Here is a 26,283-nt window from a genome sequence, read left to right as displayed (position 1 = left end):
GAGAGCGCTCTCAGATCGTGCTCGATCCCCCAGTCGAACGGAGACGGAGCATGGGGAAGACACTCGAACGCCGGATCGCGGCCGCGGGCCTGTCCCTCGCCACGATCCTCGGCGGGACGCTGCTGGCGACCGGGACGGGCGCACCCGCCCACGCCGCGGTCCCGGCGACCATCCCGCTGAAGATCACCAACAACTCGGCGCGCGGTGACCAGGTGTACCTCTACAACCTCGGCACCGAGCTCTCGACCGGACGGCAGGGCTGGGCCGACGCGAACGGCACCTTCCACCCCTGGCCGGCCGGCGGGAACCCGCCGACCCCCGCGCCGGACGCCTCCATCCCGGGTCCCGCCGCCGGGCAGTCCACGACCATCCGGATGCCGAAGTTCTCCGGCCGCGTGTACTTCTCGTACGGGCGGAAGCTGGTGTTCAAGCTGACCACCGGCGGGCTCGTCCAGCCGGCCGTGCAGAACCCCAGCGACCCGAACCGCGACATTCTGTTCAACTGGTCCGAGTACACGCTCAACGACGGCGGCCTGTGGCTCAACAGCACCCAGGTCGACATGTTCTCCGCGCCGTACTCGGTGGGCGTGCAGCGCCCCGACGGCAGCACCGCGCACGCCGGCAAGCTCAAGGCGGGCGGCTACAACGCGGTGCTGAACGGACTCAGGAACCAGCCCGGCGGCTGGGGCAACCTGATCCAGACCCGCTCCGACGGCACCGTGCTGCGCGCCCTGTCCCCGCTGTACGGCCTGGAGACCGGCGCGCTGCCCGCCTCGGTGCTGGACGACTACATCAACCGGGTCTGGCAGAAGTACTCCTCGGCGACCCTGACGGTGACGCCGTTCGGCGACCAGCCCAACACCAAGTACTTCGGCCGGGTCTCGGGCGGCGTCATGCGCTTCACCAACAGCGCGGGCGCGGTCGTCACCCAGTTCGAGAAGCCGGACGCCTCTTCCGTCTTCGGCTGTCACCGCAAGCTCGACGCGCCCAACGACCAGGTGCGCGGCCCGATCTCGCGCACCCTGTGCGCCGGATTCCACCGCTCCACCCTGCTGGTCAACCCGAACCAGCCGGACGTCTCCGCGGACGCCTTCTACAAGGACGGCGTCACGAACCACTACGCGCGGGTGATCCACTCCCAGATGGCCGACGGCAAGGCGTACGCGTTCGCCTTCGACGACGTCGGTCATCACGAGTCCCTCGTCCACGACGGAGACCCGCGCCAGGCCACCGTCACCCTCGAGCCCTTCGACTGAGCCCCCGTCACCCGCACCGCTCCGGCCGCCGGGAGTCCGTCCCGGCGGCCGGTGGCATGCCGCGGTCCGGCCCCATCCGCTTGCAGGCGCGCCATAAGAGCCAATGCGCCTAGAGGGCGTACGCAACGGATGCCGCGGGGTACCCGAAGACCGACGAACGGACACGGGAAAGGGCTGTAGGCATGCAGATCGATCTGAAGGGCCGCACCGCGCTGGTGACCGGTTCCACCCAGGGCATCGGTGCGGCGATCGCCGTGGGGCTGGCCCGGTCGGGGGCGCGGGTGGGGGTCAACGGCCGCACCCGGGACCGTGTGGAGCGCAGCGTCGCCGAGTTCAGCAGCCGGGCGCCCGGTGCCCAGCTGGTCCCGGTGGCGGCGGACGTGACCACGCAGGAGGGCGCCGACCAGGTGGCCGAGCTCCTGCCGCAGGTCGACATCCTCGTCAACAACCTCGGTGTCTTCGGCTCCGCCGACCCGCTGGAGATCAGCGACGAGGAGTGGCGGCGCTACTTCGACGTCAACGTGCTGTCGGCCGTACGGCTGACACGCCAGTACCTCCCCGGCATGGTCGAGCGCGGCTGGGGGCGGGTGCAGAACATCGCCAGCGACTCGGCGATCGTGACCCCGGCCGAGATGATCCACTACGGCATGTCCAAGACGGCCCTGCTCGCGGTGAGCCGCGGGTTCGCCAAGCGGGCGGCAGGCACCGGGGTCACCGTGAACTCCGTCATCGCCGGCCCCACCCACACGGGCGGCGTGGAGGCATTCGTCCGCGAGCTGGTGGGCGAGGACCTGCCCTGGGAGGAGGCGCAGCGGGCCTTCATGCGCGAGTACCGGCCGCAGAGCCTGCTGCAGCGCCTGATCGAACCGGAGGAGATCGCCCACATGGTCGTCTACCTCGCCTCCGAGCAGGCGTCGGCCACGACGGGCGGGGCGGTGCGGGTCGACGGCGGCTACGTCGACGCGATCCTGCCGTGACGGCTGTACGCGGAGCCGGGGGAGTCCGCCGGGCGCGCCGGCCGAGATCATCCCAACGGCCCAAGGGCCGAACGATTCACCAGGTGAACGGGGCGTGCGGGGCCCGGCGTGCCGGGTGCCCGGCGGAATGCTGAGGGCCGTACCGACCCATCGGCGGGCGGGGGACGTCCGGTCCGCCGCCCGCACCGGCCAAGGAGTTCCCTTGAGTTTTCGCCGTACGCTGACCGGCGTCCTCGGTTCCGCCGCCCTCGCGCTGACCTCTCTCGGCGTGGTGACCTCCCACGCGGCCCCGGCCGCCGCCGACCCCTGCGGCTTCTACGAGACCAGCTCCGACGCGTACTACAACCACTGCACCTCGGACGGCTCGCGCGTGGTGATCCAGGTGCGGGTCGCCTACGCCGCCGACTACGAGCGCTGTGTGGCGCCGGGCCGGACCTGGCTCGGCTCCGCCGCCAAGATCCAGGGCGCGCACTACGTCGGCCGCACCTGCTGACGGATCCGCACAGCGCGTCAAGGTCAGGCCCCGTCTCCCCACCGGCCGTGGTGGGGGCGGGGCCTGACCGTCGTCCGGGTCAGTCATGCTGCCGGGCGGCCGCCCGGCGGGTGCGCTCGTAGTGGCGCCTGGCCTTCATGCGGTTGCCGCACAGGGCCATCGAGCACCAGCGCCCCTTGTTCGTCTTGCTGCGGTCCAGGAGGAACCGCCGGCACTCCTCGTTGGCGCAAGGGCGCAGCCTGCCGGGCATGAGCTCCTGGAGCACGCCCCAGGTCAGCACCGCCCGCACCGCCAGCCGCCGGTCGGCGGGCGGCCTCGGCTCCCAGGTCACGCCGCCGGCGTCGACGCGGGGATGGGACGTCACGCCCTCCAGCAGCGGGCCCAGGGCGGTCGCGGGAACGTCGCCGCGCACCACCCGCTGCAGCAGGTCGCGTGCCTCCAGGAGATGCCGGCGCTCGGCGGCGGTGCCGCTGCCGCCGTGTGCCCGCTGCCAGGCGCGGGCGGCCCCGGGGTCGGCCAGCAGGTCCTCGGGGGAGCCGTCGGCCACGGGGGTGCTGTTCAGGAGCTCCAGCAACGTGTCCTGCTCCGCCTGTCCGCTCTCCATACCGCCTCCTCACCGCCGGTTCGCCCTGCGCAGGCTACAACGTGCCTCCACTTCTCGATCGTAACCCTTTAAACCGTGTTGACAGGTTAGGTGCGTCGTGGTCGACTGTCTGCATAACCGGTGAACGGCTCTAGAGGGGTTAGTACAATGGAGTACGCAGTGCACCACCGCACCGCCACCGTCGACGGCCTCGAGGTCTTCTACCGGGAAGCCGGCGACCCGGGCGCGCCCACCGTCGTCCTGCTGCACGGCTTCCCGACCAGCTCGCACATGTTCCGCGCACTGATCCCGGCGCTCGCCGACCGGTTCCACGTCGTCGCCCCGGACCACATCGGGTTCGGCCGGTCCGCGATGCCGGCGCTCCGGGACTTCCCGTACACCTTCGACGCGCTCACCGACATCACCGAGGGGCTGCTGCGGCGGCTGGGCGTCGACCGGTTCGCGATGTACGTGCAGGACTACGGCGCTCCGATCGGCTGGCGCCTCGCCCTGCGGAGCCCCGGCCGGATCACCGCGATCGTCACCCAGAACGGCAACGCCTACGAGGAGGGGCTCGTCCCGTCGTTCTGGAAGGACGTCTTCGCCTACGGCGAGCACCCCGGCCCCGCCACCGAGGCCCCCGTGCGGACCGCCCTCACCCTGGAGGGTGTGCGATGGCAGTACCTCACCGGCGTCCCGGACCCGAGCCTCGTCAGCCCCGACACCTGGGCCCACGACCAGGCTCTGCTGGACCGGCCCGGCAACGACCGGATCCAGCTGAAGCTGTTCCGCGACTACCTCACGAACGTGGCCCTCTACCCGAAGGTCCACCAGTACTTCCGCGACACGCAGGTCCCGCTGCTCGCCGTCTGGGGGGCCAATGACCCGATCTTCGGCCCGGCGGGCGCGGAGGCGTTCCGGCAGGACCTGCCCGGCGCCGAGGTCCGTCTGCTGGACACCGGGCACTTCGCCCTGGAATCGCACCTGGGCGCCATCGCCGGGGCCATGCGCGACTTCCTCGGCCGGGCCCTGGGATGACCTCGGGCACCGTACCGGCATCAGAAGGAGAGGAGGCGGTCCCTGTGAACACGTCGGGATTCCACGAGGGGGAGCGCGCCGTCCAGGCACGGGCGGGCGCCACGGAGGAGGCCGCCCGGCTGCACGGCATGCTGCGGCCGCCGTGGCTCGGCGGGGGGCTGCGGGCCGCCCTCGCCGCGCGGACCTTTGCCGTCCTCACCGCCCGCGACCGGGAGGGGACGCTGTGGACCTCCCCCCTCACCGGGGAGCCGGGCTTCCTGGACGGGGACGGCACCACCCTCACCGTGGCCGCCGCGCCCCCGGCGGGTGACCCGCTGCACGGCCTGCCGGTCCCGCAACCCGCCGGGCTGCTCGCGATCGACCTCGGTCTGCGCCGCCGTATCAGGGTCAACGGCCGGCTGACGGACGGCGCGGACGGCGAGCTGACCATCGAGGCCGAGCAGGCGTTCGGCAACTGCCCCGCCTACATCCGCCCCCGCCTCCTCGCCCCGGACACCACCGCCCCGGCCGGCGCATCGGCCCCCGCGGCCGTCCGGGCCGCGCTCGACGACCGGGACCGCGAGCTGATCGCCCGCGCCGACACGTTCTTCCTCGGCACGACCCATCCCACTCGGGGCACCGACGCCTCCCACAAGGGCGGTGCTCCCGGCTTCGTGCGGATCGAGGGCGGCGAGCTCCGGTGGCCCGACTACGCCGGGAACAACCTCTTCACCAGCCTCGGCAATCTCACCGTCGACCCGGCCGCGGCCCTGTTGTTCCTCGACTTCACGACCGGCCGCACGCTGCACCTCAGCGGTGAGGCGACGGTGGAGTGGCACGAACCGGCGGCCTCCGGGGACGAAGGCGGCACCGGGCGCCGGGTCCGGTTCCGGCCCCGGCGGGTGCGCGGCGGCCGCGTCCCGCTGCGCGAGGCGACCGCCCGGCCGTGATCGACATGAGCCCGCCCGCCGGACCGTCTTGACTGGTACCGGAAGGAGTGTGCGGATGCCCTCACTGCTGTCGGTGAACGTGGGAATGCCGAAGGACGTGCCCTGGCAGGGCAGAACCGTCCGCACGGGCGTGTGGAAGCACCCCGTGCCCGGCCCGGTCATGGCCCGCCGGCTCAACCTCGACGGCGACGGCCAAGGGGACACCCAGGGCCACGGCGGGGAGCAGCGCGCGGTGCTCGTCTACCAGATCGACTCCTACCGGTACTGGCAGCGGTACCTCGGGCGGGACGACTTCGTCCCCGGGCAGTTCGGGGAGAACCTCACCGTCGACGGACTGCCCGACGACGAGGTCTGCATCGGCGACCGCTACCGGATCGGCGAGGCGGAGTTCGAGGTCACCCAGCCCCGCGTGACCTGCCACCGCGTCGGACTGCGGCTGGGCGTACCCGAGATGCCCGCGCTGCTCGTCGCCCACCACCGGCCCGGCTTCTACATGCGGGTCGTCCGGGAGGGGCTGATCCGGGCGGGCGACCCGATCGTCCGGACCCGGACCGGCCCCGGCGCACTGAGCGTCGCCGACACGGACGCCCTGCTCTATCTCCCCGGCCGGGACCCGGCCCTGCTGCGGCGCGCGCTCGCCATCCCCGCGCTCAGCCCCGGCTGGCAGGGTTCCTTCCGCGACCTGCTGGCCGCCAAGGACGGGGAGCCCGCCGCCGACGGGCCTGCCTGGGACGGGTTCCGGACCCTGCGCGTGTCCGACGTGGTCGCCGAGACGGACACGGTCGTCTCCCTCCGCCTGACCTCGACCGACGGGACGCCGCTGCCCGACGCCCGGGCCGGCCAGTACCTCACGGTGCGGGTCCCGGGCGCCGGACCGCCCGCACCGATCCGCAGCTACTCGCTCTCCGCGGTGCCCGGCGCCGACGGCTACCGCATCAGCGTCAAACGCGAACCGCACGGCACCGCCAGCGGCTATCTGACGACGGCGCTGCGGCCGGGATCCGTCCTCGACGTCGCGGCGCCGCGCGGCGACTTCGTCCTGGACGGCGGTACGGAACCGGTGCTCCTGGTCTCCGCCGGCATCGGCGTCACCCCGGTCCTGGCCATGCTGCACGAGCTCGCCGCCCGTTCCCCGGACCGGGACGTCTGGTGGCTGCACGGCGCCCGCGGCCCACGCGAGCACCCCCTGGCCGCCGAGGCCCATGCCGTGCTCGCCTCCCTGCCGCACGCGCACGAGCACGTCTTCTACAGCGCGGCCACCCCCGAGGAGCGCCGCCCGGTCCACGCGTCCCCGGGACGCCTCACCCCGGACGCCGTCCGGGCCCTCGGCGTGCCGCCCGGTGCGAGCGCCTACGTCTGCGGGCCCGCCTCCTTCATGGCCGACATGGGGCGCGCCCTCGCCGACGCCGGCGTCGACCCGGCCCGCGTCCACACCGAACTCTTCGCGACCCTGCCGCCGGTCACCCCCGGCCTCCACGGGACCGCGGCCCCGTCCCCGCACGCGCCGCCCGGCCCGCCCGGCACCGGACCGCGGGTCACCTTCGCCCGCAGCGGTGTGACGACGCCGTTCCCCGACGGGGCACGCAGCCTGCTCGAACTCGCCGACGCCTGCGACGTACCGGCCCGCTGGAGCTGCCGGACCGGGGTGTGCCACACCTGTGTCACCCCGGTCCTGTCGGGCGAGGTCGGCTACGCGCCCGCGCCCCTGGAGCCGCCGGCGGCAGGACAGGCCCTCATCTGCTGCTCCCGGCCGCGCACCGACGTCGTCCTGGACATGTGAGTCAGGCGGGGCCGCCGCGCAGGAGGGCGAACTCGGCGTTCAGCTCGCGCAGGAACCGCACGACGACGGCCAGTTCCTCGGGGGAGAAGCGGCCCATGGCCGTGGCGGTGCGCTCCGCGAGAGGGCGGAAGTAGTCCCGGGCGACGGCCTTGGCCGGCTCGGCGTAGTGCAGGTGCACCACCCGGCGGTCGCCCGCCGCCCGGACGCGGTGGATGTGCCCCGCCCGCTCCAGGCGGTCGAGACACGCCGTGACCGCGCCGGACGTCAGGTTGAGCTGGCGGCGGAGCCGGCCGGGCGTCATCGGGCCGGCCTCGGGATCCGCGTCGAGGATGGCGATGAGCGCCTGCATGTCGGTCAGATGCAGTCCCTGCGCCTGCGCGAACTCCTGCGCGATGCGGTTGAACTCGCTGTTCATCCGGCGCAGAAGGACGGCGAACGACTGCAACCCGGTCGGGTCGTCCGCCGGAACAGTGGGGGAGGGCACCTCGGAACCGCTCATGAGTGCAGTATAAGATCACTCAATGATTGAGATACTTTGCCATTGAGTTAACTCGACTACCGCTTGGGATGCTCATGAGAACCGCACCGCGCTGGGCCCGGTGGCTCGTCCCCGTCGTCCTGCTGCTCGTCTGGCTGGGCGTCGGCGGCGCGCTCGGACCCTACGCAGGCAAGCTGGGCGAGGTGGCCACCAACGACCAGGCCGCCTTCCTGCCCCAGAGCGCCGAGTCCACCCAGGTGCTCAAGGAGCGGGAGGCCTTCGACCAGTCCGAGACGCTGCCCGCCGTCGTCGTCTGGACGGCGGACGGTGAGCGCGTCTCCGGGGCCGAGCGGGCCGAGGCCACCCGGGCCGTCGCCGCACTCGCCGGCGAGCCCGGCATCGTGGGCCGGCCCTCGCCCGCGCTGCCCTCCGACGACGGTGAGGCGCTGCAGGCCGTCGTCCAGCTGAGGCCCGACCTCGGCGACGACCTGGAGCCCACCCTGGACTCGGTCCGGGATGCCGCCGGGAGCGTGTCCGGCACCACGGCGCAGATCGCCGGCCCGGCCGCCGGCCAGGCCGATCTGTCGGACGCCTTCGCGGGCATCGACGGGCTGCTCCTCGGCGTGGCCCTGAGCGCCGTCCTGGTGATCCTGCTGCTGGTCTACCGCAGCGTGCTGCTTCCGCTCCTGATCATCCTGGGCTCCGTCCTCGCCCTCGCGCTGGCCTGCGCCGTGGTCTACGTCCTGGCCGACCACGACGTCGTCCGGGTCGACGGACAGGTGCAGGGCATCCTCTCCATCCTGGTGATCGGCGCCGCCACCGACTACGCCCTCCTGCTGGCCGCCCGGTTCCGGGAGGAACTGGCCCGCGGCGCGGACCGGGCCGCCGCCGCGCTCGCCGCGGTGCGCCGCTCCTTCGGCGCCATCACCGCCAGCGCGGCCACCGTCGCGCTCGGCCTGCTGGCGCTGCTCGCCAGCGACCTCACCAACAACCGCGCGCTCGGACCGGTCGGCGCCATCGGCATCGTGTGCGCCGTGCTCGCCACGCTCACCTTCCTGCCGGCCGTGCTGGCCCTCCTCGGGCGCGCCGCCTACTGGCCGTCGAAGCCGCGGCCGCCCGAGGAGTCCGCGCAGGGCCGCGGCGTGTGGCGCCGGGTCGCCGCCACGGTGGACGGCCGGCCGCGCCGCACCTGGGTGGTGACCGCCCTGGTCCTCGCCGTCTTCGCGGCCTTCTCGCCCCAGCTGTCCTCCAAAGGCGTGCCGCTCGACGAGATCTTCGTCGACGACGCGCCGTCGGTGGCCGCCCAGCGCACGCTCGGCGAGCACTTCCCCGGCGGCTCCGGCAATCCGGCCGTCATCATCGCCGCCGCCGACCGCGTGGACGAGGTGACCGCCGCGGCCGAGGACACCGAGGGCGTGGCGTCCGCCGGCGCCGTCTCCACGTCCGGCCGGCCCGGCGGCGGGGACCCCCTCGTCGTCGACGGACGCGTCCGTGTCGACGCCACCCTGAAGGCCGCCGCCGACAGCGACGCCGCCAAGGCGGCCGTCGAGCGGCTGCGCGCCGGGGTGCACGCGATCCCCGGCGCCGACGCCCTGGTCGGCGGCTACACGGCGCAGCAGTACGACACCCAGCAGACCGCCGCCCGGGACCGCACGGTCATCGTGCCGGTCGTGCTCGCGATCATCCTGCTGATCCTCATGCTCCTGCTGCGCTCCCTGCTCGTCCCGGTGCTGCTCGTCGCGACCGTCGCCCTGAACTTCCTGGCGACGCTCGGGGTGTCCGCGCTCGTCTTCGAGCACCTGCTCGGCTTCAGCGGCACGGACGCCTCGGTCCCGCTGTACGGCTTCGTCTTCCTGGTCGCCCTCGGCGTGGACTACAACATCTTCCTGATGTCCCGGGTCCGCGAGGAGGCGCTGCTGCACGGCCACCGGGAGGGTGTGCTGCGCGGCCTGACCACCACCGGAGGCGTGATCACCTCCGCGGGCGTGGTGCTCGCCGCGACCTTCGCGGCCCTCATGGTGATCCCGCTCGCGTTCCTCGTGCAGATCGCGTTCATCGTCGCCTTCGGCGTCCTGCTGGACACGCTCGTGGTCCGCTCCCTGCTGGTCCCCGCCCTGATGATCGACATCGGGCGGCGGGCGTGGTGGCCCAGCTCCCTCGCCCGGCGCGAGACCGAGCCGGCGGAGGCGGTCAAGGAGACGGTGTGACAGCGGGCGGGGGCCCCTGCGGACAGCCGGGGAGCCCCCGCCCTCCTCCGGGACCCCCTTTCCCGAACCGCATACGCTCTTGCCCATGACGCAAGACGACGGCGACCTCGACACCCTGGTCCGCAGACGCATCCGAGCCCTGCGCGTGGCCCAGGGCTGGTCCCTGGAGGAGCTGGCCACCCGCGCCCGGGTCAGCCAGTCCACGCTCAGCCGGATCGAGAACGGGCAGCGCCGGCTCGCGCTGGACCAACTCGTCACCCTCGCCCGGGCCCTGGACACCACCCTCGACCAGCTCGTGGAGACCGCCACCGACGATGTGATCGTCAACCCGACGATCGACGCGGCCCACACCCAGAAGCGCTGGCCCGTCAGGGCGGAACCGGGCATGACCGTCGTCCGCCGGCGCCTGACCGGACCGCCGCCCGACAACCCGGCGCAGATGCGCGCGCACCCGGGCCGCGAATGGCTCGTCGTCCTCTCCGGCACCGCCGTCCTGCTCCTCGGCAACCGGCGTCTGCGCGTCGAGACCGACCAGGCGGCGGAGTTCCCCACGATGCTGCCGCACGCCATCGGCGCCGAGGGCGGGCCCTGCGAGATCCTCGGCATCTTCGACCGCGACGCCCGCCGCGGCCACCAGGGACGCTGGGACACGCGCCCGGCGCCGTGACGTCTTGCGCCCCGCGCATACGGACGGCCCAGCGGCTTGCGCATCCCGGCACGCGGACCGTCCCCGCCGCCGGGCGCACCTAGCGTGAGGCCATGAGCCACACCCCAGCACAGTCCCGGGCCGGCGCCCCCGCCGAGCACGCCGGCCACCACCACGCCGGCGACCAGGCGGAGATCCTCGACCTGGACGCGGACGTCCTCGCCGGGCACACCGCGTCCATCGCCGCATGGCTGCCCGTCGAGGCCGCCCCCCGGCACATCCTCGACCTCGGCTGCGGAACCGGAGCCGGCACCCTCACCCTGCTCGAACGCTTCCCCACGGCCCGGGTCACGGCCGTCGACGCCTCCACCACGCACCTGGACCGGCTGCGCGAGCACGCCGCCGCGGCCGGGGCCGCCGACCGCGTCCGCCTCGTCGAGGCCGACCTCGACGCGACGCCGTGGCCCGGCCTGGACACCCCCGACCTCGTCTGGGCCTCCGCCTCCCTGCACCACCTCGCCGACCCCGACCGCGCCCTGCGTCAGGTGCGCGAACTGCTCGCGCCGCAGGGGCTGTTCGCCGTCGTCGAACTGGCGGGCTTCCCCCGGTTCCTGCCGCCGGACGCCCCACGGGACGCGCCCGGCCTGGAGGAGCGGTGCCATGGGGCCCGGGACCACCACCACGCCGCTCGCCTCCCCCACCGCGGGGCCGACTGGGGGGACAAGCTCACGCAGGCCGGCTTCACCCTCGCCGGACAGCGCACCGTCGACGTGGAGATCGGCCCGCCCGCCCCCGAGGCCGTACGCCGCTACGCCCTCGCCGGCTGGACCCGGATGCGCGGCAACGCCGCCGCCACGCTGGACGCCCGGGACCTGGCCGCGTTCGACGCCCTCCTCGACCCCGGCAGCCCCGACGGCCTCCTGCAGCGCCCCGATCTGACGCTGCGCACCCGCCGCCAGGTGTGGGCGGCCCGCCGCGCCTGAATCACGGATACAGTTCCCGGCCACGGAGAGGAGCCGGGATGAACGGGCCGACGGAACTGTACGGACTTGCCGCCGGTCTGGTGATCGCCCTCGTCACCGCGCCGGTGGGGGTGTCGGGCGCCGTGTTCCTGCTGCCGGTGCAGCTCAGCGTGTTCGGCGTGCCCAGCCCGGCGGTCACGCCCACCAATCTGCTCTACAACGTGGTCGCCGGCCCCGGCGCCCTCCTGCGGTACCGGCGGGAGGGCACCCTGGGCGGACCTCTCGTACGGCTGCTGGTGCTGGGCACCCTCCCCGGAGTGGTGATCGGCGCCTGCGTACGGGTCTTCGCGGTCCCCGGGGCCACCGTCTTCCGGCTCCTGGTGGCCGGGCTGCTCACACCGCTGGGCCTGTGGCTCGTCGCCCGCACCCTGCGGCCCGCCCGGACACCCCGGCGCGCGGAGCCGTCGCCGCGCGCCGTCACCGCGCTGGCCCTGACGGTCGGCATCGTCGGCGGGATCTACGGCATCGGCGGCGGCTCCCTGCTCGGACCGGTCCTCGTGGGCCGCGGCATGCCGGTCGCCGTGGTCGCCCCGGCCGCCCTCGCGTCCACCTTCGCCACGTCGGTGGTCGGTGCGGCGGCCTTCGCCGTGCTGTCGCTCACCGGCCCGGGCGACGTCGCCCCCGACTGGTCCCTCGGCCTGGCCTGCGGCGTCGGCGGCCTGATCGGCGGCTACCTCGGCGCGTACCTCCAGCCCCGGCTGCCGGAGCGCGCGCTGCGTCTGCTCCTCGGCGCCCTGGCCACCGGCGTCGGCGGCCTGTACGTGGTGCGGGGCCTGGGCTGAGCCGGCGTCGACCGGCCCGGCGCGCACGAGCAGCACGCGCCGGGCCGGCCGCGTCACCGCGCGATCGGCCCCGTCCGCTCGTGCGGGATCCGCTCACCGGCCTCGATCGGCACCGGCAGCCGGTTCTCGGCGGGCGGCAGCGGGCAGGTCGCCAGATCGGTGTAGGCGCACGGAAGGTTGGTGGCGCGGTTGAAGTCGAGGGTCACCGTGCCGTCGGCGGCGGGCGCGTCGATGTGCAGGGCGCGGTTGGCCGCGTACGTGGTCACCCCGGACGTCGCGTCGGTGAACAGCACCTGGAGGCTGCCCGGCGTGGGCCCGTTGAACGCGGTCAGCCGCAGCGGCGTGCCGTCGAGGCGGAAACGGACTTCGCCCGGCGCGTCGTACACGTGCTGGAGCCCCTCGACGGCCGCGCCCACCGTGGTCGGCCGCGGCTCCGGGAACGGCGTGTACGTACCGGTGACCACCCAGCGCGGATGGGGCGCGTAGGCCGGTGTCCCGGTGAAGCGCGTGCGCAGCGGGTTCCCGGGATGCCGGGGCCGGATCAGGTCCTGGCCGCCGCGCTTGGCGACCTCGATCACGGCGTCGCCCCACACGGCCTCGACGCCGCCGCGCTCCGGGATCACGCCGAAGCCGTGCCGTCCGCGCACGGGCGTGCCGCCGACGACGAGTTCCTCCCCCTCGGCGAGTTCGACCCCCACTCCGTCGGCGTCCGTCCACCAGGAGCCGGGCGCGTCCGGGAAGCGCCGGGGCTCGGCGTCCAGCCAGTGCAGGCCGGTGACGGCGAGGAAGCCGTGCTCCCGGGCGAGTGAGGCGTCCTTCTGCCGGTGCCACTCCTCCCACGCGGCGGTGAAGGCGGTGAGGTCGGCGGGGGTGTCCTGGACGGTCATGCGTGCTCCTGGGAAAGGAATGACGGGGTCGGTCGGGCGGAGGGCCGGGGGAGCGGTGGCTCCGAAGGCCGGGGCGGGGCGGGCAGCAGTTCCCTTACGAGCCCGGCGACCTGCTCCGTCTCGATGAGGAACCCGTCGTGCCCGTACGGCGACTCGATCACCCGCGGGGCGTCCGCGCCGGTGATGCCCGCCGCCAGCTCGGCCTGCTGCGACGGCGGGTAGAGACGGTCCGAGTCGACCGCCGCGACCAGGGTCCGGGCGCGCACCCGGCGCAGGGCGGCGTGTACCCCGCCCCGGCCGCGGCCCACGTCGTGACTGTTCATGGCCTCGGACAGGACGACGTAACTGCCCGCGTCGAAGCGGCGCACCAGCTTGGCCGCGTGATGGTCCAGATAGGACTCGACCTGGTACCGGCCCCCGTCCCACGGGTCCTCCGCCCCCTGGGGCGCACGGCCGAAGCGCGACTGGAGTTCGGGCTCGCTGCGGTAGGTCACATGGGCGATCCGCCGGGCCTGGCCCAGACCGGCGTCGGGGCCCGTCCCGGTGTGGTGGTAGTGGCCGTCCCGCCACGCGGGGTCGGAGCGGATGGCGTGCGTCTGGACGCCGGCCCACGCGATCTGCTCGGCGCTCGCCGTCGCCGTGGTGGCGATCAGCAGCAGCGCGTCCGTGCGCTCCGGGTGGGAGACCGCCCACTCCAGCGCCCGCATCCCGCCCATCGAGCCGCCCAGTACGAGCGCCCAGCGCTCGACGCCGAGCACGTCGGCCAGTCCCACCTCGGCCGCGACCTGGTCGCGTTGGGTCAGAAACGGGAAGTCGCCGCCCCAGGGCCGGCCGGACGGGCCCGCCGACGAGGGGCCCGTGCTGCCCTGGCAGCCCCCGAGCACGTTCGGCGCCACGACGAAGAAGCGGTCCGTGTCGAGCGCGCGCCCGGGCCCGATGAGCGCGTCCCACCAGCCCGCCGTCGGGTGCCCGGGCCCCGCCGGGCCCGCCGCGTGCGAGTCACCGGTGAGGGCGTGCAGCACCAGCACCGCGTTGCGCCGGTCCGGCGCGAGACGCCCCCATGTCTCGAACGCCAGCCGCAGACCCGGGAGTTCACCCCCCGCCTCCAGCGCCAGCGGCCGCTCCCGCACGTGCCACCGGCGGCGCCCGGGCGGGTCCCCCTCCCGCCAGGCCCCGGAGGCCGGCGGGAGGGGGACCGGAGACGGGGTCGTCATGGCGTTCAGGACGCGCCCTTCGCCGCGCGGAACCCGGCCTCCAGGTCGGCCTTGAGGTCGGCGAGGTTCTCGATGCCGACCGACAGGCGCACCAGGCCGGGGGAGGTGCCGGTCGCCGCCAGCTGCTCGGCGTCCAACTGGCTGTGGGTGGTGGACGCCGGATGGATGATGAGACTGCGCACGTCCCCGATGTTGGCGAGATGGCTGAACAGCTCGACGGCGTCCACGAACCGCTTGCCCGCCTCCGCGCCGTCCCGCAGTTCGAAGGAGAGCACCGCGCCCGCGCCGCGCGGCAGATACCTCCGGCCCGCTTCGTACCAGCGGCTGGACTCCAGGCCCGGGTAGTGGACGGCGGCCACCTCGTCGCGCTGCTCCAGCCACTCCGCCAGCGCCTGCGCGTTCGCCGAGTGCCGTTCGATCCGCAGGCTCAGCGTCTCCACGCCCTGGAGCAGCAGGAAGGCGGAGTGCGGGGAGAGGGCGGGCCCGAGGTCGCGCAGCAGCTGCACCCGCAGCTTGACGGCGAAGGCGCCCGGGCCGAGCGCCGGCCAGTACCGCAGGCCGTGGTAGCTGGGATCGGGCTCGGTGAAGTCCGGGAACCGCTCGGCGTGCGCCCCGAAGTCGAAGGTGCCGCCGTCGACCACCACACCGGCGATCGCGGTGCCGTGCCCGCCGAGGAACTTGGTCGCCGAGTGCACCACGACGTCCGCGCCGTGCTCCAGGGGCCGCAGCAGATAGGGGGTCGGCACGGTGTTGTCCACGATCAGCGGCACCCCGGCGTCGTGCGCCACGCCCGCGACGGCCCGTACGTCCAGGACGTTGCCGCGCGGATTGCCCAGCGTCTCCGCGAACAGCGCCTTGGTGCCGGGCCGGATCGCCGCACGCCACGCGTCCAGGTCGTCGGGGTCCTCGACGAACGACACCTCGACGCCGAACCGGGGCAGCGTGTGCCGGAACAGGTTGTAGGTGCCGCCGTACAGCGACGCGCTGGAGACGATGTGGTCCCCGGCGCCCGCCAGCGTCAGGATCGCGAGGGTCTCCGCGGCCTGCCCGGAGGAGAGCGCCACGGCGGCCACCCCGCCCTCCAGGGCGGCGACACGCTGCTCGAAGACGTCCTGGGTGGGGTTGTGGATGCGGGTGTAGATGTTGCCCGGCTCGGCCAGCGAGAACAGGTCGGCCGCGTGCCGGGTGTCCCGGAACACGAACGACGTCGTCTGGTAGATCGGCGTCGCCCGGGCGCCGGTCGTCGGATCGGGGGTGGCGCCGGCGTGGATCTGCTTGGTCTCGAAGGACCACGCGGAGGTGTCGGGACCGGTGTGGTCGTCCTCCGGGGTGTGGCCGGCGGTGACGGAGTCGATGGGCTGGCTCATGGCTCTCCCTGGGTGCGGGTGCGGCGGTGCCTGGGACGGGAATAAGGGAGGGTGAAGAGACCGCGGGCCGACGGGACCGCTCCCGGAACGCGGGCAGGGGTCAGCGGTCGGCGCTGAGCGGTGGAAAAAAGGTGTCGAACGTCGGAGGACGAGGTCAGCTCACGACGGAACAGGCCGTGGTGGTGACACGCACGTAGTCAACGTGGCGGCGGGTCACGAGCACGGTCATGGACCCAGGTAACCACACGGCAGCGTGTGCGCACCAGTCACCTGGGAGGAACCGCACGGTGAGGGCGAGCCGGGGCGCTCCGCACCCGTACGGCTCACCGGACGCCGAACACCCCTGCGGCTGAAGGGAGGTCGAACAACCCCGTCGCCCAGGGAGGTCCAACAGCCCTGCGGCTCAAGGGAGGTCGAACAGCTTCGCGGCGTTGTCGTGGCACACGGCCCGCAGCCACTCCTCCCCGAGCCCCAGCCGATCCAGCGCCGCAAGCTGATGCGCGTACGGGTAGGGGATGTTGGGGAAGTCGGAGCCGAGCAGGACGCGGTCGCCGAGCGCCGCCAGGCGGGGGAGCGCCCGGCGCGGGAACGGCATCAGGTTCTCGGAGAAGTCGGTGAACGCCATCGTGGTGTCCAGGCGCACCTGCGGGTACCGCTCGGCGAGACCCAGGAAGTCCTCGTACTCCGGCATGCCCAGATGGGCGACGATCAGCCGCAGTCCGGGGTGGCGGGCGAGCACCCGCCCGATCGGGCCGGGCCCGGTGTGCTTGCCCGGCGCGGGTCCCGAACCGCAGTGGACCACCACCGGGACGGCGGCCTCCTCGAGCAGTCCCCATGCCGCGTCCAGCAGGTCGTCCGCCGGGTCGTACGCCCCCACCTGCACATGCGCCTTGAACACCCGCGCGCCCGCCTCCACGGCCTCCCGCACGTACGTCTGCACGCCGGGCTCGGGGAAGAGGGTCGCGGTGTGCAGACAGCCGGGGGTGCGGCGGGCGAAGTCGACGGCCCAGCCGTTCAGCCAGCGGGCCATGCCGGGCTTGTGCGGATAGAGCATCGCGGTGAAGGCCCGCACTCCGAACTCCCGCAGCAGGTCCGCGCGTTCCCGCTCCTCGGCCCGGTAGGTGATCGGCCACTCGACGCCGCCGGTCAGCGGCCCGAGCGCATCGAAGTACGCCCACACCTTGCGCAGCACGCGCTCCGGCATGAAGTGGGTGTGGACGTCGATCAGACCGGGCAGACCGAGCCCCTCCCAGAAGCGACGGACCTCCTGCGCCTCGGCGGAATCGGTGCGGGGAGTCTGCGGCGAGCGGTGGTCCGTCATGCCGTTCACGATCACCCCTGACGCCCGGGCCGGTCCACTCCCTTCCGTTGTGCGGAAGATCACGACCGGCAGCGCCGGCTACCCCTCCGCGCGGCGGCGCACCATCTCGTCGATCCACGCCGGGGCGAACGGCGAGGTGCAGCCGGGGGACGTCGGATAGTCCTTGAGGACCTCCAGCCGCTCGCCGACGGCGATCGCCCGCGCACGGTGCCCGGGGTGCTCGATGCCGATCTGCGCCAGACAGTGGTTCATCGCCCACTGCAGGCGCGGCGGGGCGTCCTTCATCTCCGCCTCGATCGTGTCGAGCAGTCCGGGCAGGTCCAGGCCGTCCGGCCGCCTCGCGACCCGCTCGGTGGTCAGCGCCCAGCCGGCGCTCGCGACCACGGGGTCCGGATCGGCGAACCAGGCCACGCGCAGCTCCCCGGCGTGCGGGCTCCTGCGCACCACGTGGTTCACGAGCCAGTCGTGCACCTTGGGGGTGCGTGCCTCCCGCAGCATGGCGTCCAGCTCGTCCCGGCCGAACGCCTTCGGGCGGGAGATCAGCAGGGCCAGCAGCCGCGCCGCCGAGTCACCCGTCGCCCAGAGCCCACGCGCCAGCTCCTGCTGCGTCTTGAGCCTTTTCGCGACCGCGCGGAGCTTGCCCAGGTTCACGCCGTGGTCGTCGCCGTGCCGCTGGTTCACCGCGCGGGCCCTGGGGTCCTCCAGCGCGGCCAGCTCGGCCATCACCTCGGCCACCGCCGTACCGGTCCCCGCCGCCTCCGTCATCACGGCCTCCCGTCGCTTGTGTGCGGGCAGCATACGGCGCCGGTTGGACACCCGGAGTGCGGGAACTCGGGGCGGCAAAGTCGACCGTCGACGCGGTCCTGGCATCTGGAGGTCTCCGTGGCCGTACGCCATCGTCTGATACATGTCGGGCCGAGTGCCGTCTGGGACGTCCTCGCGGACGGCACCCGGTACGCGGAGTGGGTCGTGGGCACCGCACGGTCCGAACCCGTACGCGGCCAGTGGCCGCAGACGGGCTCGGCGATCCGCTTCGAGATCAGGATCGGCCCGGCCCGGCTGACCAACGAGACGGTCGTCCGCCGGTGCGAGGAGGGCCGCCTCCTGGAGCTGGAGGCCAAGGCGGGCCCGCTGGGCACGGCCCGCATCTCGATCGACGTCCGCCCGTGGGGCGAGGAGACCCTGGTCATCGTGGACGAGCACCCCCTCCGGGGAGCCGGCGGCCTGCTGCACAACGCCGGCTTCGAGGCGCTGATCCAGCTCCGGCACCGCACCATGCTCGCCCGTCTCGCACGGCTCTGCGAGAGCGAGGCGAACCCGGACGAGCGGCCCGGCCGGCAGGACACCGCCGGCCTCGCGGAGGCCCGCGGAGCCGGGCATGCCTGACGCCGTGGTGATCGGCGCCGGCCCCAACGGGCTGGTCGCCGCCAATGTCCTCGCCGACGCCGGATGGCACGTGGAGGTGCTGGAGGAACAGCCGGAGCCCGGCGGCGCCGTCCGCCACGACCGGGGGGTCGACCCCGACTTCGTCAACGACGTGTTCAGCTCCTTCTACCCGCTCGCCGCCGCGTCGCCGGTGGTGACCGGGCTGCATCTGGAGGACCACGGACTGCGGTGGAGCCACGCGCCCAGCGTCGTCGCCCACCCCCTCACGGACGGCAGCTGCGCCCTGCTGGACCGCGACGTCGACGTCACCGCCGCGTCGCTGGAGGCGTTCGCACCGGGCGACGGGGACGCCTGGCGGCGTCTGCACGACACCTGGGAGCGGCTGCGCCCCGACCTGCTGGACACCCTGTTCACCCCGTTCCCGCCGGTGCGGGCGGCGGCGCGGCTCGCCCTGCGCCTGCGGGCCGCGGGCGGACTGCGCATGGCCCGCACCATGATCCTGCCGGTGCGCCGCCTCGGCGAGGAGGAGTTCCGCGGCCAGGGCGGCCGGCTGCTGCTCGCCGGCAACGCCCTGCACGCCGACCTCGCCCCGGAGTCGGCCGGCAGCGGCGGCTTCGGCTGGCTGATGACGATGCTCGGCCAGACGTACGGCTTCCCGGTGCCGGCCGGCGGGTCCGGCGCGCTGACCGACGCCCTCGTGCGGCGCCTGCGCTCGCTCGGCGGCGAGGTGCGCTGCGGGCAGCGCGTGGAGCGGGTCCTCGTCCGCGGGGGGCGCGCCGTCGGCGTACGGACCGCGGCGGGCGACACCGTGGCGGCCCGCCGGGCCGTCCTGGCCGACCTGGCCGTGCCCGCCCTCTACGGAGACCTCGTGGAACCCGAGCACCTGCCCCCGCAGCTGCTGGACGACCTGCGGCGCTTCCAGTGGGACTTCGCCACCTTCAAGGTCGACTGGGCGCTCGACGGGCCGGTGCCCTGGCAGGCCGAGCAGGCGGCCCGCGCCGGCACCGTGCACCTCGCCGACGGCGTGGACGAGCTGACCCGCTTCGCCGCGCAGATCGCCATGCGGCAGGTCCCCGACCGCCCCTTCCTGCTCTTCGGCCAGATGACCACCTCCGACGCCTCCCGCTCCCCGCGGGGCACCGAGTCCGCCTGGGCCTACACCCACGTGCCCCACGACATCCGCGCCGATGCCGGTGACGAGAACATCACCGGCATCTGGAACGCCAAGGACCAGGAGCTCATGGCCGACCGGATGGAACGCCAGGTGGAACGCTTCGCCCCCGGTTTCCGCCGGCTGATCCGGGCCCGCCGCATCCTCGCGCCCCCGACCCTGCAGGCCCTCGACGGCAACCTGGTGGGCGGCGCCATCAACGGCGGCACCACCGCGATGCACCAGCAGCTCTTCTTCCGCCCCGTCCCCGGCACCGGGCGCCCGGAGACCCCCGTCCCGGGGCTCTTCCTGGCCTCCGCCGGGGCTCACCCGGGCGGCGGAGTGCACGGCGCGCCCGGCGCGAACGCCGCACGCGCCGCCCTGCACCGCAACCGTCCGCCCGGGCTGGCCCGCGCCCAGCGGTTCCTGAGCGGCCGCGACCGCACCGGCACGCGACGATGACCACACACCCGCACCCACCGCTGACCGTTCGACGCCGTCGAGGAGAACGATGACCGCGCACGACGACGCCCCCACGACCCGCGACCGCATCCGGCCCCGCCCCGCCGGGGTCGACGACAAGACCGTCGAGGCCCTCGGAGCGCTCTCCAAGGCCCTGGAGACGACCGAGCGGGCCCGCGGCCGCCTCTACGACTTCCATCAGCTGACCGGGACCGCCGACCTGCAGCTGGACCGCGCGGTCGAGCTGCTGCGCGAGGCCGGCCATCCGGAGTGGGCCGAGAAGGTCCGCGAGGAGATCCTCGGCCGCAACGTCATCCCCGGGCACTGGACGTTCCAGATCATCGAGGCCTACAACGCCACCTACTACCGGCCGTTCCAGCAGCTGGAGGCGAGCGTGCTGCGGGAGCTCGCCGACGGCACGGACCACCTGTTCGAGGCGGAGATGAAGGAGGAGCGCCGCACCCCCGGGCACCCCCACCACACGCCGCTGCCGCCGACCGAGGAGTCCTGACGCCGGCCGTGCCCGGCCGCCACCGAGAGGAGGGACCGCCCGTGCGCAGCAGCCCGCTCGCCGACCGGACGGTCGTCGTCACCGGAGCCGCCCGCGGCCTGGGCGCCGCCATGGCCCGGCGGATCGCCGGACGCGGCGCACGCCTGGCCCTGCTGGGCCACGAGAAGCCGGAACTGGAGGCGCTGGCCGAGGAGCTGCCGGGACCGGCGCTGGCCGTCGAGGCCGACATCACCGACCCCGAGGCCCTCGCGGCCGCCGCCGCACGGGTACGGTCCGGTCTCGGCCCCGTGTCCGCCGTGGTGGCCAACGCGGGGATCGCCGAGGGCGGGCCCTTCCCCTCCTCCGATCCCGCCGCCTGGGCGCGTGTCATCGAGGTCAACCTCATCGGCAGCGCCCACACGGCACGCGCCTTCCTGCCGGACCTCTTCGACACCCGGGGGTTCCTCCTCCAGGTCGCCTCCCTCGCCGCGATCGGCGCCGCGCCGCTGATGAGCGCCTACTGCGCCTCCAAGGCGGGCGTCGAGGCCTTCGCGCACTCCCTGCGCGCCGAGGTCGCGCACCGCGGGGTCGGCGTGGGCATCGCCTACCTCAACTGGACCGACACCGACATGATCCGGGACGCCGACCGGTACGCCGTCCTGCGCGAACTGCGCCGTCACATGCCACCGCCCGCACGCCGGGTGTACCCGGTCGACCAGATCGCCGCCCGCCTGGTCACCGGCCTCGAACACCGCCGTACGGCCGTCTACGCCCCGGCGTGGCTGCGGCTGACCCAGCCGGTGCGCGCGGCGATCCCCCCGGTCGTGACGCGCGTGGCCCGCCGCACCATGCCCCGGCTGGAGGCGGAGATCCCCTTCGACCACACCGGTCCGCTGGGCGCGGGCGGCCAGGCCGACCGGACGGCGACGGCCGGGGACGCCTGAGGGCCGGACGGCCACAGGCACCCCCGCCCGGCGAGGGCCCGCCGCCCTTGCTTTTCCGCCGTTCCAGGGAACGTCAGGCGGCCGGCACCGGCTGCGGGGCCGGCGTGGTGCGCTCGCCCGTCAGGCGGAGGGTCGCGAAGGCCACCGTGCCCGCCAGTGCCCCGAAGGTGAGCGCGGCCGGGACGTGGGCGCCGAGGGCGGCCAGGAAGTGGGTCGGGCCCCAGACGCCCAGGGTGTCGTCGAGCGGGATGCGCAGCACCTGGCCCGTCAGCAGTGCCAGCACTGTCGCGCAGACGCCGCCCACCGCCATCGCGGGGAGCGTGGCCCGCGTCAGCAGGCCCGGCAGCAGCCGCAGGGCCCACCACACCACCGCCAGCATCAGCACGTCGACGAGCCGGTGCACCAGCCAGTCGCCGAACGGCGTGCCCGCCGGGCCCGTCCAGCCGCCGAGGATCAGCCACTGGCGCAGCAGATCGCCGGGCTCCGACAGCCGTCCCGTGCCGCTGAAGGCGGTGTGGATCCGGGCCGCGACCCGGTCGTAGGACAGGATCAGCAGAGACACGGCGACCACCGCGGTGCCCAGCGAGGCGGCCAGACGGGCGGGGCGGGCCGGCACCGCGGAACGGGGCGGTGTCTCCCCGTCCTTGGCGGCCGCTCGTCCCACCAGCACCGTGAGCCCGGCGGTCAGCAGGGCCGCGAGCACCGCCACCGGTCCGCTCGACTCGATGCCCGCGGCCAGCCGCGGCAGGAACCGGTAGCTGCCCTGCCCACCCGAGGCGATCAGCCACGGTGTGGAGACGGCGACCGCCAGCGTCCCCGCCACCGGCCCCCAGGCCCACAGCGCGAGCAGCGTGCCGGGCGTCCGCCCGTGCGAGGGCGGCATCCTGCGGAGGAGGAGCAGCGCGCCGGCCCCGTGGAGGACGAACAGCGCCACGAACCGGATCTGCATCCCGGTGCGGCGCAGATCGGCGTACGCGGGGGCCCCGCTCACCCCCGAGTCGTCACCGGGTGAGGTCAGCACCGACGGGTCGTAGGCCCAGGGCGCCAGCCAGCGCCGCAGTTCCAGGACGGACTCGATGCCGAGCGTGCGGGTGGCGCCCTGGAGCTGGAGGGCGTGGGCGCTCGCCCCCGCCCACCACAGCAGCAGGGTGATCAGTACGGCCCCGGCCAGTGCCGGTATCGCCGCGCGCCGGTACGTCATGTCGTCCCCCGTCCGTCCTGGGCCTGCCGTCGACGGCAGGCAGCGGAAGGATAGAGGGAGATGATCTTCCGTGGCGGCCCGTGGCCGAAACACGAGCCCGCGGTCGCGGGTCGGCGACCGGACCTCCCGATGGCCGCCGGGGGTCGTCACGGCGCCCGCCGACCGACCGGCCGCCTCCACGCGCCGCACCTCGCGGGGGGAAAGCGGCGTCCTGAGCGGGCATGCCGAAGGGGCGCCCGGGGAGCCGTAGCTCCAGGGACACCCCTCGTCCCGGCTCTGGTTCAGAAGTCGGTGGAGAGCCCGCTGACCTCGGCGATGCCACGCAGCTCCTCCGTCTCCCTGTGCCGTTCCCTGATGTAGTCGGCGATCTCGCCGAGGCGGACAGGATCGGAAGCGGTGGTGGCGTCGGTGACGATGCGGACCGGACCGGTCTCGTCGACGTCGATCTCGACCACCTCGTTGTCCATGCGGCCGGTGACCGCGGTGGCGATCACCAGGGCGGCCTCCTCACGGACCTCTTGGGGCAGGTCGTCGGCCCCGGAGTCGAGCGCGAGGTCGAGGCTGGACAGGCGCTCCTCCTCGATCGCCTGGAGCACGGGCTCCACCAGGCGTCGCAGGAGGCGGTAGTCCTCCGTGTCCATCCGAATGCGCAGGAGGTCCAGGTACACGTCCACGGGCCGGCCGTCGCCTTGCGGAATCTCGAATTCGCTCATTCGCCCCGTGTTTCCCGCGCGGCGCGGCTCACACACGACGCCAGCGGGCGAGTGCGAAGGAGAACACCCCGAACAGCACCAGACCCGCCGCCACGCCGACCAGCAGCCAGGGCCCGAGCGGCGTCTCGGCGAGGCTGCGCAGCGTGTCGTCCAGACCCTTCGCCCGGTCCGCCTCGTAGTCGACCGCCGCACGGACCGCGAAGACGCCGGCCACGGCGAACACCAGACCGCGCGCCACCCCGCCGGCCACCCCGGTGATGTCGACCAGCTGCCGGGTGCGGCGGCTCATCCGGCCCAGCTCGAGCTTGTCGTGGTACTTGCGCAGGGCCGCCCGCACACCGATCCAGCCGCCGGCGGCCACCACGCCGATCCCGGCCGCGCCGACCAGCCATTGACCGCCGGGCAGCTCCAGCGCCCGCGCGGTGACGTCCCGCGACTGCTTGTCGCTCGACCCGCCGCCGCTCTGGTGCCGGGTGGCGGCGAAGTACAGCACGGAGTAGGCGACGAAGACGTAGAACCCGCAGCGGGCCGCGGCCAGCAGCCGCTTGCGCGGGCTGCGCCCGTCCTCGCCGAGGGAACCGAAGACGGCCTCGCTCAGCCGCCACAGCGCCATGCCGACCAGCCCGAGGCCCAGCGCCCACAGCAGGACCGCGCCGAACGGCCGCTGCGACAGCTCGGCCAGGGCGCCCCCGCGGTCGGCCTGCCGGCCGGTGTCGCCGAACGCGACCTGCAGGGCCAGCGCCCCGACCAGCAGATAGATCACACCTCGCGCGGCCAGCCCCGCTCGTGCCGCCCCCCGCGTGACCGAGCCCCGCGCGGCACGCCGGGCCCGCAGCCGTCCGGTCGACGCCATCGCCCTCGTGTTCATGTAGACCTCCCGGAGGTCCGGATGCCCCGGCGCGGCCACCGCACACGCGGCGCTGCCAGGGAGGCCGTCCGGGGTGTGACCGGCGGGAAAGCGGGTGACCTGAGGGGACCGTGTGCCGGACGGGTCAGCGGCCGGTCCGGTCGAACGTCAGATGGGTGACACCGCTCGACGTGGTGACGGAGTCGACGGCGTAGTCCTTCTCCAGGTCCTCCAGCCCGTCCCAGAGACGGACGCCCCGGCCCAGGACGATCGGCACGACCACGACGTGCAGATGGTCGATCAGCCGGGCGGCGAGGAAGTCCCGGATCACGGTGGGGCCCCCGCCGATCCGCACGTCCTGCCCACCCGCGGCCTCGCGTGCCGTCTCCAGCGCGGCGGCCGGGGAGGTGTCGAGGAAGTGGAACGTGGTGCCGCCCTCCATGGCGATCGGCGGCCGGGTGTGCCGGGTGAGGACGAACGCCGGCGTGTGGAACGGCGGATTGGGCCCCCACCACCCCTTCCACTCCGGGTCCTCGTGCCAGCCGGGATAGCCGTACTTGCCGGCGCCCATGATCTCGGCGCCGATCCCGGGCTCGAACCGCCGGACGAACGCGTCGTCGGGGCCGCTGTTCCCGCCCTCCTGGCCGCTTCTCCCGTGCCACCAGCGGGTGGCGAACATCCACTGGTGCAGCCGCTCCCCGGCGTGCCCGAACGGCGCCTCGCGGCTGAGTCCCTCACCCGTGGCGAAGCCGTCGAGCGAGACCGAGAAGTTGTGCACACGGGCGAGTGACATGCGGTGGCTCCCTGCTCCTGCGGTCGGACGTCCGCGCCCCAGCTTGGCCGCTCCACGGCCGCCGCGCAGCGAAACGGCGCACGGCGCGTCGCGTGCGCCACGAGACCGGTGACATTGCCGGTCCGCGCGGGCCGCACCGTCCCCGACAGTGACACGGCCAGCCCACGGCGGGCCCCGCCGCGGGCACACGGCCGACTCCCCATGTCCCGTGTGCCCGTGGCGGCCGCCCGCCACGACGGAAGGGACGACCCGTGCAACTGCATCCCCACAGCACCGCGCCCGCGAGACGCCGTACCGGACGCCTGGCCGGCGCCGCCGCGGCCCTCGCCGCGCTCGTCGGACTCGGCACCCTCGGCGGTCCGGGCGCCCACGCCGCCGACAACCCCTACGAGCGCGGACCGGCTCCGACCACGGCCGGCATCGAGGCCGCGCGCGGCCCGTACGCCGTGTCGCAGACCTCCGTGTCCTCGCTCTCGGTCACCGGTTTCGGCGGCGGCACCATCTACTACCCGACGTCGACCAGCGACGGCACCTTCGGGGCCGTGGCCGTCTCCCCGGGCTTCACGGCGTACGAGTCGTCGATCGCCTGGCTCGGACCGCGGCTCGCCTCGCAGGGTTTCGTGGTGTTCACCATCGACACGCTCACCACGGTCGACCAGCCCGACTCCCGGGGACGTCAACTCCTGGCCGCGCTGGACTACTTGACCGAGCGCAGTGCGGTACGGGGGCGGATCGACGCGAGCCGCCTCGGCGTCATGGGCCACTCCATGGGCGGCGGCGGCAGCCTGGAGGCCGCCAAGACCCGGCCGTCGCTCCAGGCGGCGATCCCGCTGACCCCGTGGAACCTCGACAAGACCTGGCCCGAGCTCACCACACCGACCCTGATCGTCGGAGCCGACGGCGACACCGTCGCCCCGGTCGCCTCGCACGCCGAGCCGTTCTACACCGGCCTGCCCTCGCGCCTCGACCGGGCGTATCTGGAGCTGAACGGGGCGACCCACTTCACGCCCAACTCGTCGAACACGACGATCGCGAAGTACAGCATCTCCTGGCTCAAGCGGTTCATCGACAACGACACCCGCTACGAGCAGTTCCTGTGCCCGCTGCCCGGACCGAGCCTGACCATCGAGGAGTACCGGGGCAACTGCCCCCACACCTCCTGACGTTCCCCCGCACTCGGGCGGTGGACGCGCGTACGGCGTCCACCGCCCCGTTGTGCCCGGGCACGGTCCCCGGAGCGGACGGCTGGGCGCCGGCACAGTCCCGCCACCCCGCCTCCTTGGCCAACCCGCAGGTGAAGGCACGTTTGCGGCCCAG

At 74.1% G+C, this 26,283-nt stretch carries 26 protein-coding genes; 15 read left to right on the top strand and 11 right to left on the bottom strand.

What is annotated here, in order from left to right; translation table 11 throughout:
- Window positions 1-50: 50 nt before the first annotated feature.
- From ABZ899_RS23805 to ABZ899_RS23795, 3 genes are all read left to right on the top strand, one after another.
- Window positions 51-1,256, top strand: coding sequence for a glycoside hydrolase family 64 protein (locus ABZ899_RS23805; protein ID WP_361349597.1), 1,206 nt, complete (start codon window positions 51-53; stop codon window positions 1,254-1,256).
- A gap of 182 nt (window positions 1,257-1,438) precedes the next feature.
- Window positions 1,439-2,233, top strand: coding sequence for an SDR family oxidoreductase (locus ABZ899_RS23800; RefSeq protein ID WP_361349594.1), 795 nt, complete (start codon window positions 1,439-1,441; stop codon window positions 2,231-2,233).
- Window positions 2,234-2,435: 202 nt separating this feature from the next.
- Entirely contained in the window at window positions 2,436-2,726 is a 291-nt protein-coding gene (locus tag ABZ899_RS23795; RefSeq protein WP_361349591.1) for a DUF6355 family natural product biosynthesis protein, read from the top strand.
- A 79-nt stretch (window positions 2,727-2,805) separates the two neighbouring features.
- Here ABZ899_RS23795 and ABZ899_RS23790 read toward each other — a convergent pair whose 3' ends face one another.
- On the bottom strand, window positions 2,806-3,330 hold the full coding sequence (locus ABZ899_RS23790; protein WP_361349589.1) for a CGNR zinc finger domain-containing protein: 525 nt from the start codon (window positions 3,328-3,330) through the stop codon (window positions 2,806-2,808).
- Window positions 3,331-3,477: 147 nt separating this feature from the next.
- Between ABZ899_RS23790 and ABZ899_RS23785 the strand changes: the two genes are divergently transcribed.
- Genes ABZ899_RS23785 through ABZ899_RS23775 form a run of 3 tightly spaced genes read left to right on the top strand, consistent with a single transcriptional unit; the run spans window position 3,478 to window position 7,056 of the window.
- Entirely contained in the window at window positions 3,478-4,347 is an 870-nt protein-coding gene (locus ABZ899_RS23785) for an alpha/beta hydrolase (protein WP_361349586.1), read from the top strand.
- Between the two features lie 44 nt (window positions 4,348-4,391).
- Window positions 4,392-5,276 carry a pyridoxamine 5'-phosphate oxidase family protein gene (locus ABZ899_RS23780; RefSeq protein ID WP_361349583.1) on the top strand — a complete coding sequence of 295 codons (885 nt, stop codon included), beginning with the start codon at window positions 4,392-4,394 and terminating at the stop codon, window positions 5,274-5,276.
- A gap of 55 nt (window positions 5,277-5,331) precedes the next feature.
- On the top strand, window positions 5,332-7,056 hold the full coding sequence (locus ABZ899_RS23775) for an MOSC and FAD-binding oxidoreductase domain-containing protein (protein WP_361349581.1): 1,725 nt from the start codon (window positions 5,332-5,334) through the stop codon (window positions 7,054-7,056).
- A gap of 1 nt (window position 7,057) precedes the next feature.
- On the opposite strand, the gene ABZ899_RS23770 is transcribed toward ABZ899_RS23775, so the two are convergent.
- Window positions 7,058-7,555, bottom strand: coding sequence for a MarR family transcriptional regulator (locus tag ABZ899_RS23770; protein ID WP_361349578.1), 498 nt, complete (start codon window positions 7,553-7,555; stop codon window positions 7,058-7,060).
- Window positions 7,556-7,629: 74 nt separating this feature from the next.
- On the opposite strand from ABZ899_RS23770, the gene ABZ899_RS23765 reads away from it, so the two are divergent.
- From ABZ899_RS23765 to ABZ899_RS23750, 4 genes are all read left to right on the top strand, one after another.
- Window positions 7,630-9,741 carry an MMPL family transporter gene (locus ABZ899_RS23765; protein WP_361349576.1) on the top strand — a complete coding sequence of 704 codons (2,112 nt, stop codon included), beginning with the start codon at window positions 7,630-7,632 and terminating at the stop codon, window positions 9,739-9,741.
- Between the two features lie 85 nt (window positions 9,742-9,826).
- Window positions 9,827-10,408 (top strand): helix-turn-helix transcriptional regulator, encoded by a 582-nt coding sequence (locus ABZ899_RS23760; protein ID WP_361349574.1) that lies wholly within the window; start codon window positions 9,827-9,829, stop codon window positions 10,406-10,408.
- Between the two features lie 92 nt (window positions 10,409-10,500).
- A complete protein-coding gene (locus tag ABZ899_RS23755; protein ID WP_361349571.1) occupies window positions 10,501-11,370 on the top strand; it encodes a class I SAM-dependent methyltransferase in 870 nt (289 codons plus the stop codon).
- Between the two features lie 38 nt (window positions 11,371-11,408).
- Window positions 11,409-12,191, top strand: coding sequence for a sulfite exporter TauE/SafE family protein (locus ABZ899_RS23750; protein WP_361349568.1), 783 nt, complete (start codon window positions 11,409-11,411; stop codon window positions 12,189-12,191).
- A gap of 53 nt (window positions 12,192-12,244) precedes the next feature.
- Here the strand turns inward: ABZ899_RS23750 and ABZ899_RS23745 are convergent, their stop codons facing one another.
- From ABZ899_RS23745 to ABZ899_RS23725, 5 genes are all read right to left on the bottom strand, one after another.
- Window positions 12,245-13,078: a DUF1684 domain-containing protein gene (locus ABZ899_RS23745; RefSeq protein WP_361349565.1), complete on the bottom strand. Its 834-nt coding sequence runs from the start codon at window positions 13,076-13,078 to the stop codon at window positions 12,245-12,247.
- Window positions 13,075-14,292 (bottom strand): homoserine O-acetyltransferase, encoded by a 1,218-nt coding sequence (locus ABZ899_RS23740; RefSeq protein WP_361349562.1) that lies wholly within the window; start codon window positions 14,290-14,292, stop codon window positions 13,075-13,077. The genes ABZ899_RS23745 and ABZ899_RS23740 overlap by 4 nt, the downstream gene beginning before the upstream one ends.
- 5 nt (window positions 14,293-14,297) lie before the next feature.
- A complete protein-coding gene (locus ABZ899_RS23735) occupies window positions 14,298-15,659 on the bottom strand; it encodes a bifunctional o-acetylhomoserine/o-acetylserine sulfhydrylase (RefSeq protein ID WP_361349561.1) in 1,362 nt (453 codons plus the stop codon).
- A gap of 403 nt (window positions 15,660-16,062) precedes the next feature.
- Window positions 16,063-16,980, bottom strand: a complete 918-nt coding sequence (locus ABZ899_RS23730) for an amidohydrolase family protein (protein WP_361349558.1) — start codon at window positions 16,978-16,980, stop codon at window positions 16,063-16,065.
- Between the two features lie 78 nt (window positions 16,981-17,058).
- The gene (locus ABZ899_RS23725) at window positions 17,059-17,778 is read right to left on the bottom strand and encodes a DNA alkylation repair protein (RefSeq protein ID WP_361349556.1); all 720 of its coding nucleotides are present in this window, start codon (window positions 17,776-17,778) and stop codon (window positions 17,059-17,061) included.
- Between the two features lie 84 nt (window positions 17,779-17,862).
- Between ABZ899_RS23725 and ABZ899_RS23720 the strand changes: the two genes are divergently transcribed.
- Genes ABZ899_RS23720 through ABZ899_RS23705 form a run of 4 tightly spaced genes read left to right on the top strand, consistent with a single transcriptional unit; the run spans window position 17,863 to window position 21,412 of the window.
- Window positions 17,863-18,366 (top strand): SRPBCC family protein, encoded by a 504-nt coding sequence (locus ABZ899_RS23720; protein WP_361349553.1) that lies wholly within the window; start codon window positions 17,863-17,865, stop codon window positions 18,364-18,366.
- Window positions 18,359-19,978, top strand: coding sequence for an NAD(P)/FAD-dependent oxidoreductase (locus ABZ899_RS23715; protein WP_361349550.1), 1,620 nt, complete (start codon window positions 18,359-18,361; stop codon window positions 19,976-19,978). The genes ABZ899_RS23720 and ABZ899_RS23715 overlap by 8 nt, the downstream gene beginning before the upstream one ends.
- A 49-nt stretch (window positions 19,979-20,027) precedes the next feature.
- Window positions 20,028-20,489 carry a hypothetical protein gene (locus tag ABZ899_RS23710; protein ID WP_361349547.1) on the top strand — a complete coding sequence of 154 codons (462 nt, stop codon included), beginning with the start codon at window positions 20,028-20,030 and terminating at the stop codon, window positions 20,487-20,489.
- Window positions 20,490-20,530: 41 nt separating this feature from the next.
- On the top strand, window positions 20,531-21,412 hold the full coding sequence (locus tag ABZ899_RS23705; RefSeq protein ID WP_361349544.1) for an SDR family oxidoreductase: 882 nt from the start codon (window positions 20,531-20,533) through the stop codon (window positions 21,410-21,412).
- Between the two features lie 73 nt (window positions 21,413-21,485).
- Here ABZ899_RS23705 and ABZ899_RS23700 read toward each other — a convergent pair whose 3' ends face one another.
- The 4 genes from ABZ899_RS23700 to ABZ899_RS23685 form a co-directional block, all read right to left on the bottom strand.
- Entirely contained in the window at window positions 21,486-22,613 is a 1,128-nt protein-coding gene (locus ABZ899_RS23700) for a hypothetical protein (protein WP_361349541.1), read from the bottom strand.
- Window positions 22,614-22,894: 281 nt separating this feature from the next.
- Window positions 22,895-23,326, bottom strand: coding sequence for a hypothetical protein (locus ABZ899_RS23695; RefSeq protein WP_361349538.1), 432 nt, complete (start codon window positions 23,324-23,326; stop codon window positions 22,895-22,897).
- Between the two features lie 28 nt (window positions 23,327-23,354).
- Window positions 23,355-24,194, bottom strand: a complete 840-nt coding sequence (locus ABZ899_RS23690; protein WP_361349535.1) for a DUF1206 domain-containing protein — start codon at window positions 24,192-24,194, stop codon at window positions 23,355-23,357.
- 124 nt (window positions 24,195-24,318) lie between these two features.
- The gene (locus tag ABZ899_RS23685) at window positions 24,319-24,966 is read right to left on the bottom strand and encodes a dihydrofolate reductase family protein (RefSeq protein WP_361349532.1); all 648 of its coding nucleotides are present in this window, start codon (window positions 24,964-24,966) and stop codon (window positions 24,319-24,321) included.
- Between the two features lie 251 nt (window positions 24,967-25,217).
- Between ABZ899_RS23685 and ABZ899_RS23680 the strand changes: the two genes are divergently transcribed.
- Window positions 25,218-26,129 (top strand): alpha/beta hydrolase, encoded by a 912-nt coding sequence (locus tag ABZ899_RS23680; RefSeq protein WP_361349529.1) that lies wholly within the window; start codon window positions 25,218-25,220, stop codon window positions 26,127-26,129.
- Window positions 26,130-26,283 lie beyond the last annotated feature (154 nt).

Source organism: Streptomyces sp. NPDC046859, assembly GCF_040645135.1.
GTDB lineage: Bacteria > Actinomycetota > Actinomycetes > Streptomycetales > Streptomycetaceae > Streptomyces.
This window is presented reverse-complemented; position numbering and strand designations above follow the sequence as displayed.

Coding starts and splice junctions, on each gene's coding strand:
- ABZ899_RS23805 (WP_361349597.1), top strand. CDS start 51: ATGGGGAAGACACTCGAACGCCGGATCGCGGCCGCGGGCCTGTCCCTC.
- ABZ899_RS23800 (WP_361349594.1), top strand. CDS start 1,439: ATGCAGATCGATCTGAAGGGCCGCACCGCGCTGGTGACCGGTTCCACC.
- ABZ899_RS23790 (WP_361349589.1), bottom strand. CDS start 3,330: ATGGAGAGCGGACAGGCGGAGCAGGACACGTTGCTGGAGCTCCTGAAC.
- ABZ899_RS23785 (WP_361349586.1), top strand. CDS start 3,478: ATGGAGTACGCAGTGCACCACCGCACCGCCACCGTCGACGGCCTCGAG.
- ABZ899_RS23775 (WP_361349581.1), top strand. CDS start 5,332: ATGCCCTCACTGCTGTCGGTGAACGTGGGAATGCCGAAGGACGTGCCC.
- ABZ899_RS23770 (WP_361349578.1), bottom strand. CDS start 7,555: ATGAGCGGTTCCGAGGTGCCCTCCCCCACTGTTCCGGCGGACGACCCG.
- ABZ899_RS23765 (WP_361349576.1), top strand. CDS start 7,630: ATGAGAACCGCACCGCGCTGGGCCCGGTGGCTCGTCCCCGTCGTCCTG.
- ABZ899_RS23760 (WP_361349574.1), top strand. CDS start 9,827: ATGACGCAAGACGACGGCGACCTCGACACCCTGGTCCGCAGACGCATC.
- ABZ899_RS23755 (WP_361349571.1), top strand. CDS start 10,501: ATGAGCCACACCCCAGCACAGTCCCGGGCCGGCGCCCCCGCCGAGCAC.
- ABZ899_RS23750 (WP_361349568.1), top strand. CDS start 11,409: ATGAACGGGCCGACGGAACTGTACGGACTTGCCGCCGGTCTGGTGATC.
- ABZ899_RS23745 (WP_361349565.1), bottom strand. CDS start 13,078: ATGACCGTCCAGGACACCCCCGCCGACCTCACCGCCTTCACCGCCGCG.
- ABZ899_RS23740 (WP_361349562.1), bottom strand. CDS start 14,292: ATGACGACCCCGTCTCCGGTCCCCCTCCCGCCGGCCTCCGGGGCCTGG.
- ABZ899_RS23735 (WP_361349561.1), bottom strand. CDS start 15,659: ATGAGCCAGCCCATCGACTCCGTCACCGCCGGCCACACCCCGGAGGAC.
- ABZ899_RS23730 (WP_361349558.1), bottom strand. CDS start 16,980: ATGACGGACCACCGCTCGCCGCAGACTCCCCGCACCGATTCCGCCGAG.
- ABZ899_RS23725 (WP_361349556.1), bottom strand. CDS start 17,778: ATGCTGCCCGCACACAAGCGACGGGAGGCCGTGATGACGGAGGCGGCG.
- ABZ899_RS23715 (WP_361349550.1), top strand. CDS start 18,359: ATGCCTGACGCCGTGGTGATCGGCGCCGGCCCCAACGGGCTGGTCGCC.
- ABZ899_RS23710 (WP_361349547.1), top strand. CDS start 20,028: ATGACCGCGCACGACGACGCCCCCACGACCCGCGACCGCATCCGGCCC.
- ABZ899_RS23700 (WP_361349541.1), bottom strand. CDS start 22,613: ATGACGTACCGGCGCGCGGCGATACCGGCACTGGCCGGGGCCGTACTG.
- ABZ899_RS23695 (WP_361349538.1), bottom strand. CDS start 23,326: ATGAGCGAATTCGAGATTCCGCAAGGCGACGGCCGGCCCGTGGACGTG.
- ABZ899_RS23690 (WP_361349535.1), bottom strand. CDS start 24,194: ATGAACACGAGGGCGATGGCGTCGACCGGACGGCTGCGGGCCCGGCGT.
- ABZ899_RS23685 (WP_361349532.1), bottom strand. CDS start 24,966: ATGTCACTCGCCCGTGTGCACAACTTCTCGGTCTCGCTCGACGGCTTC.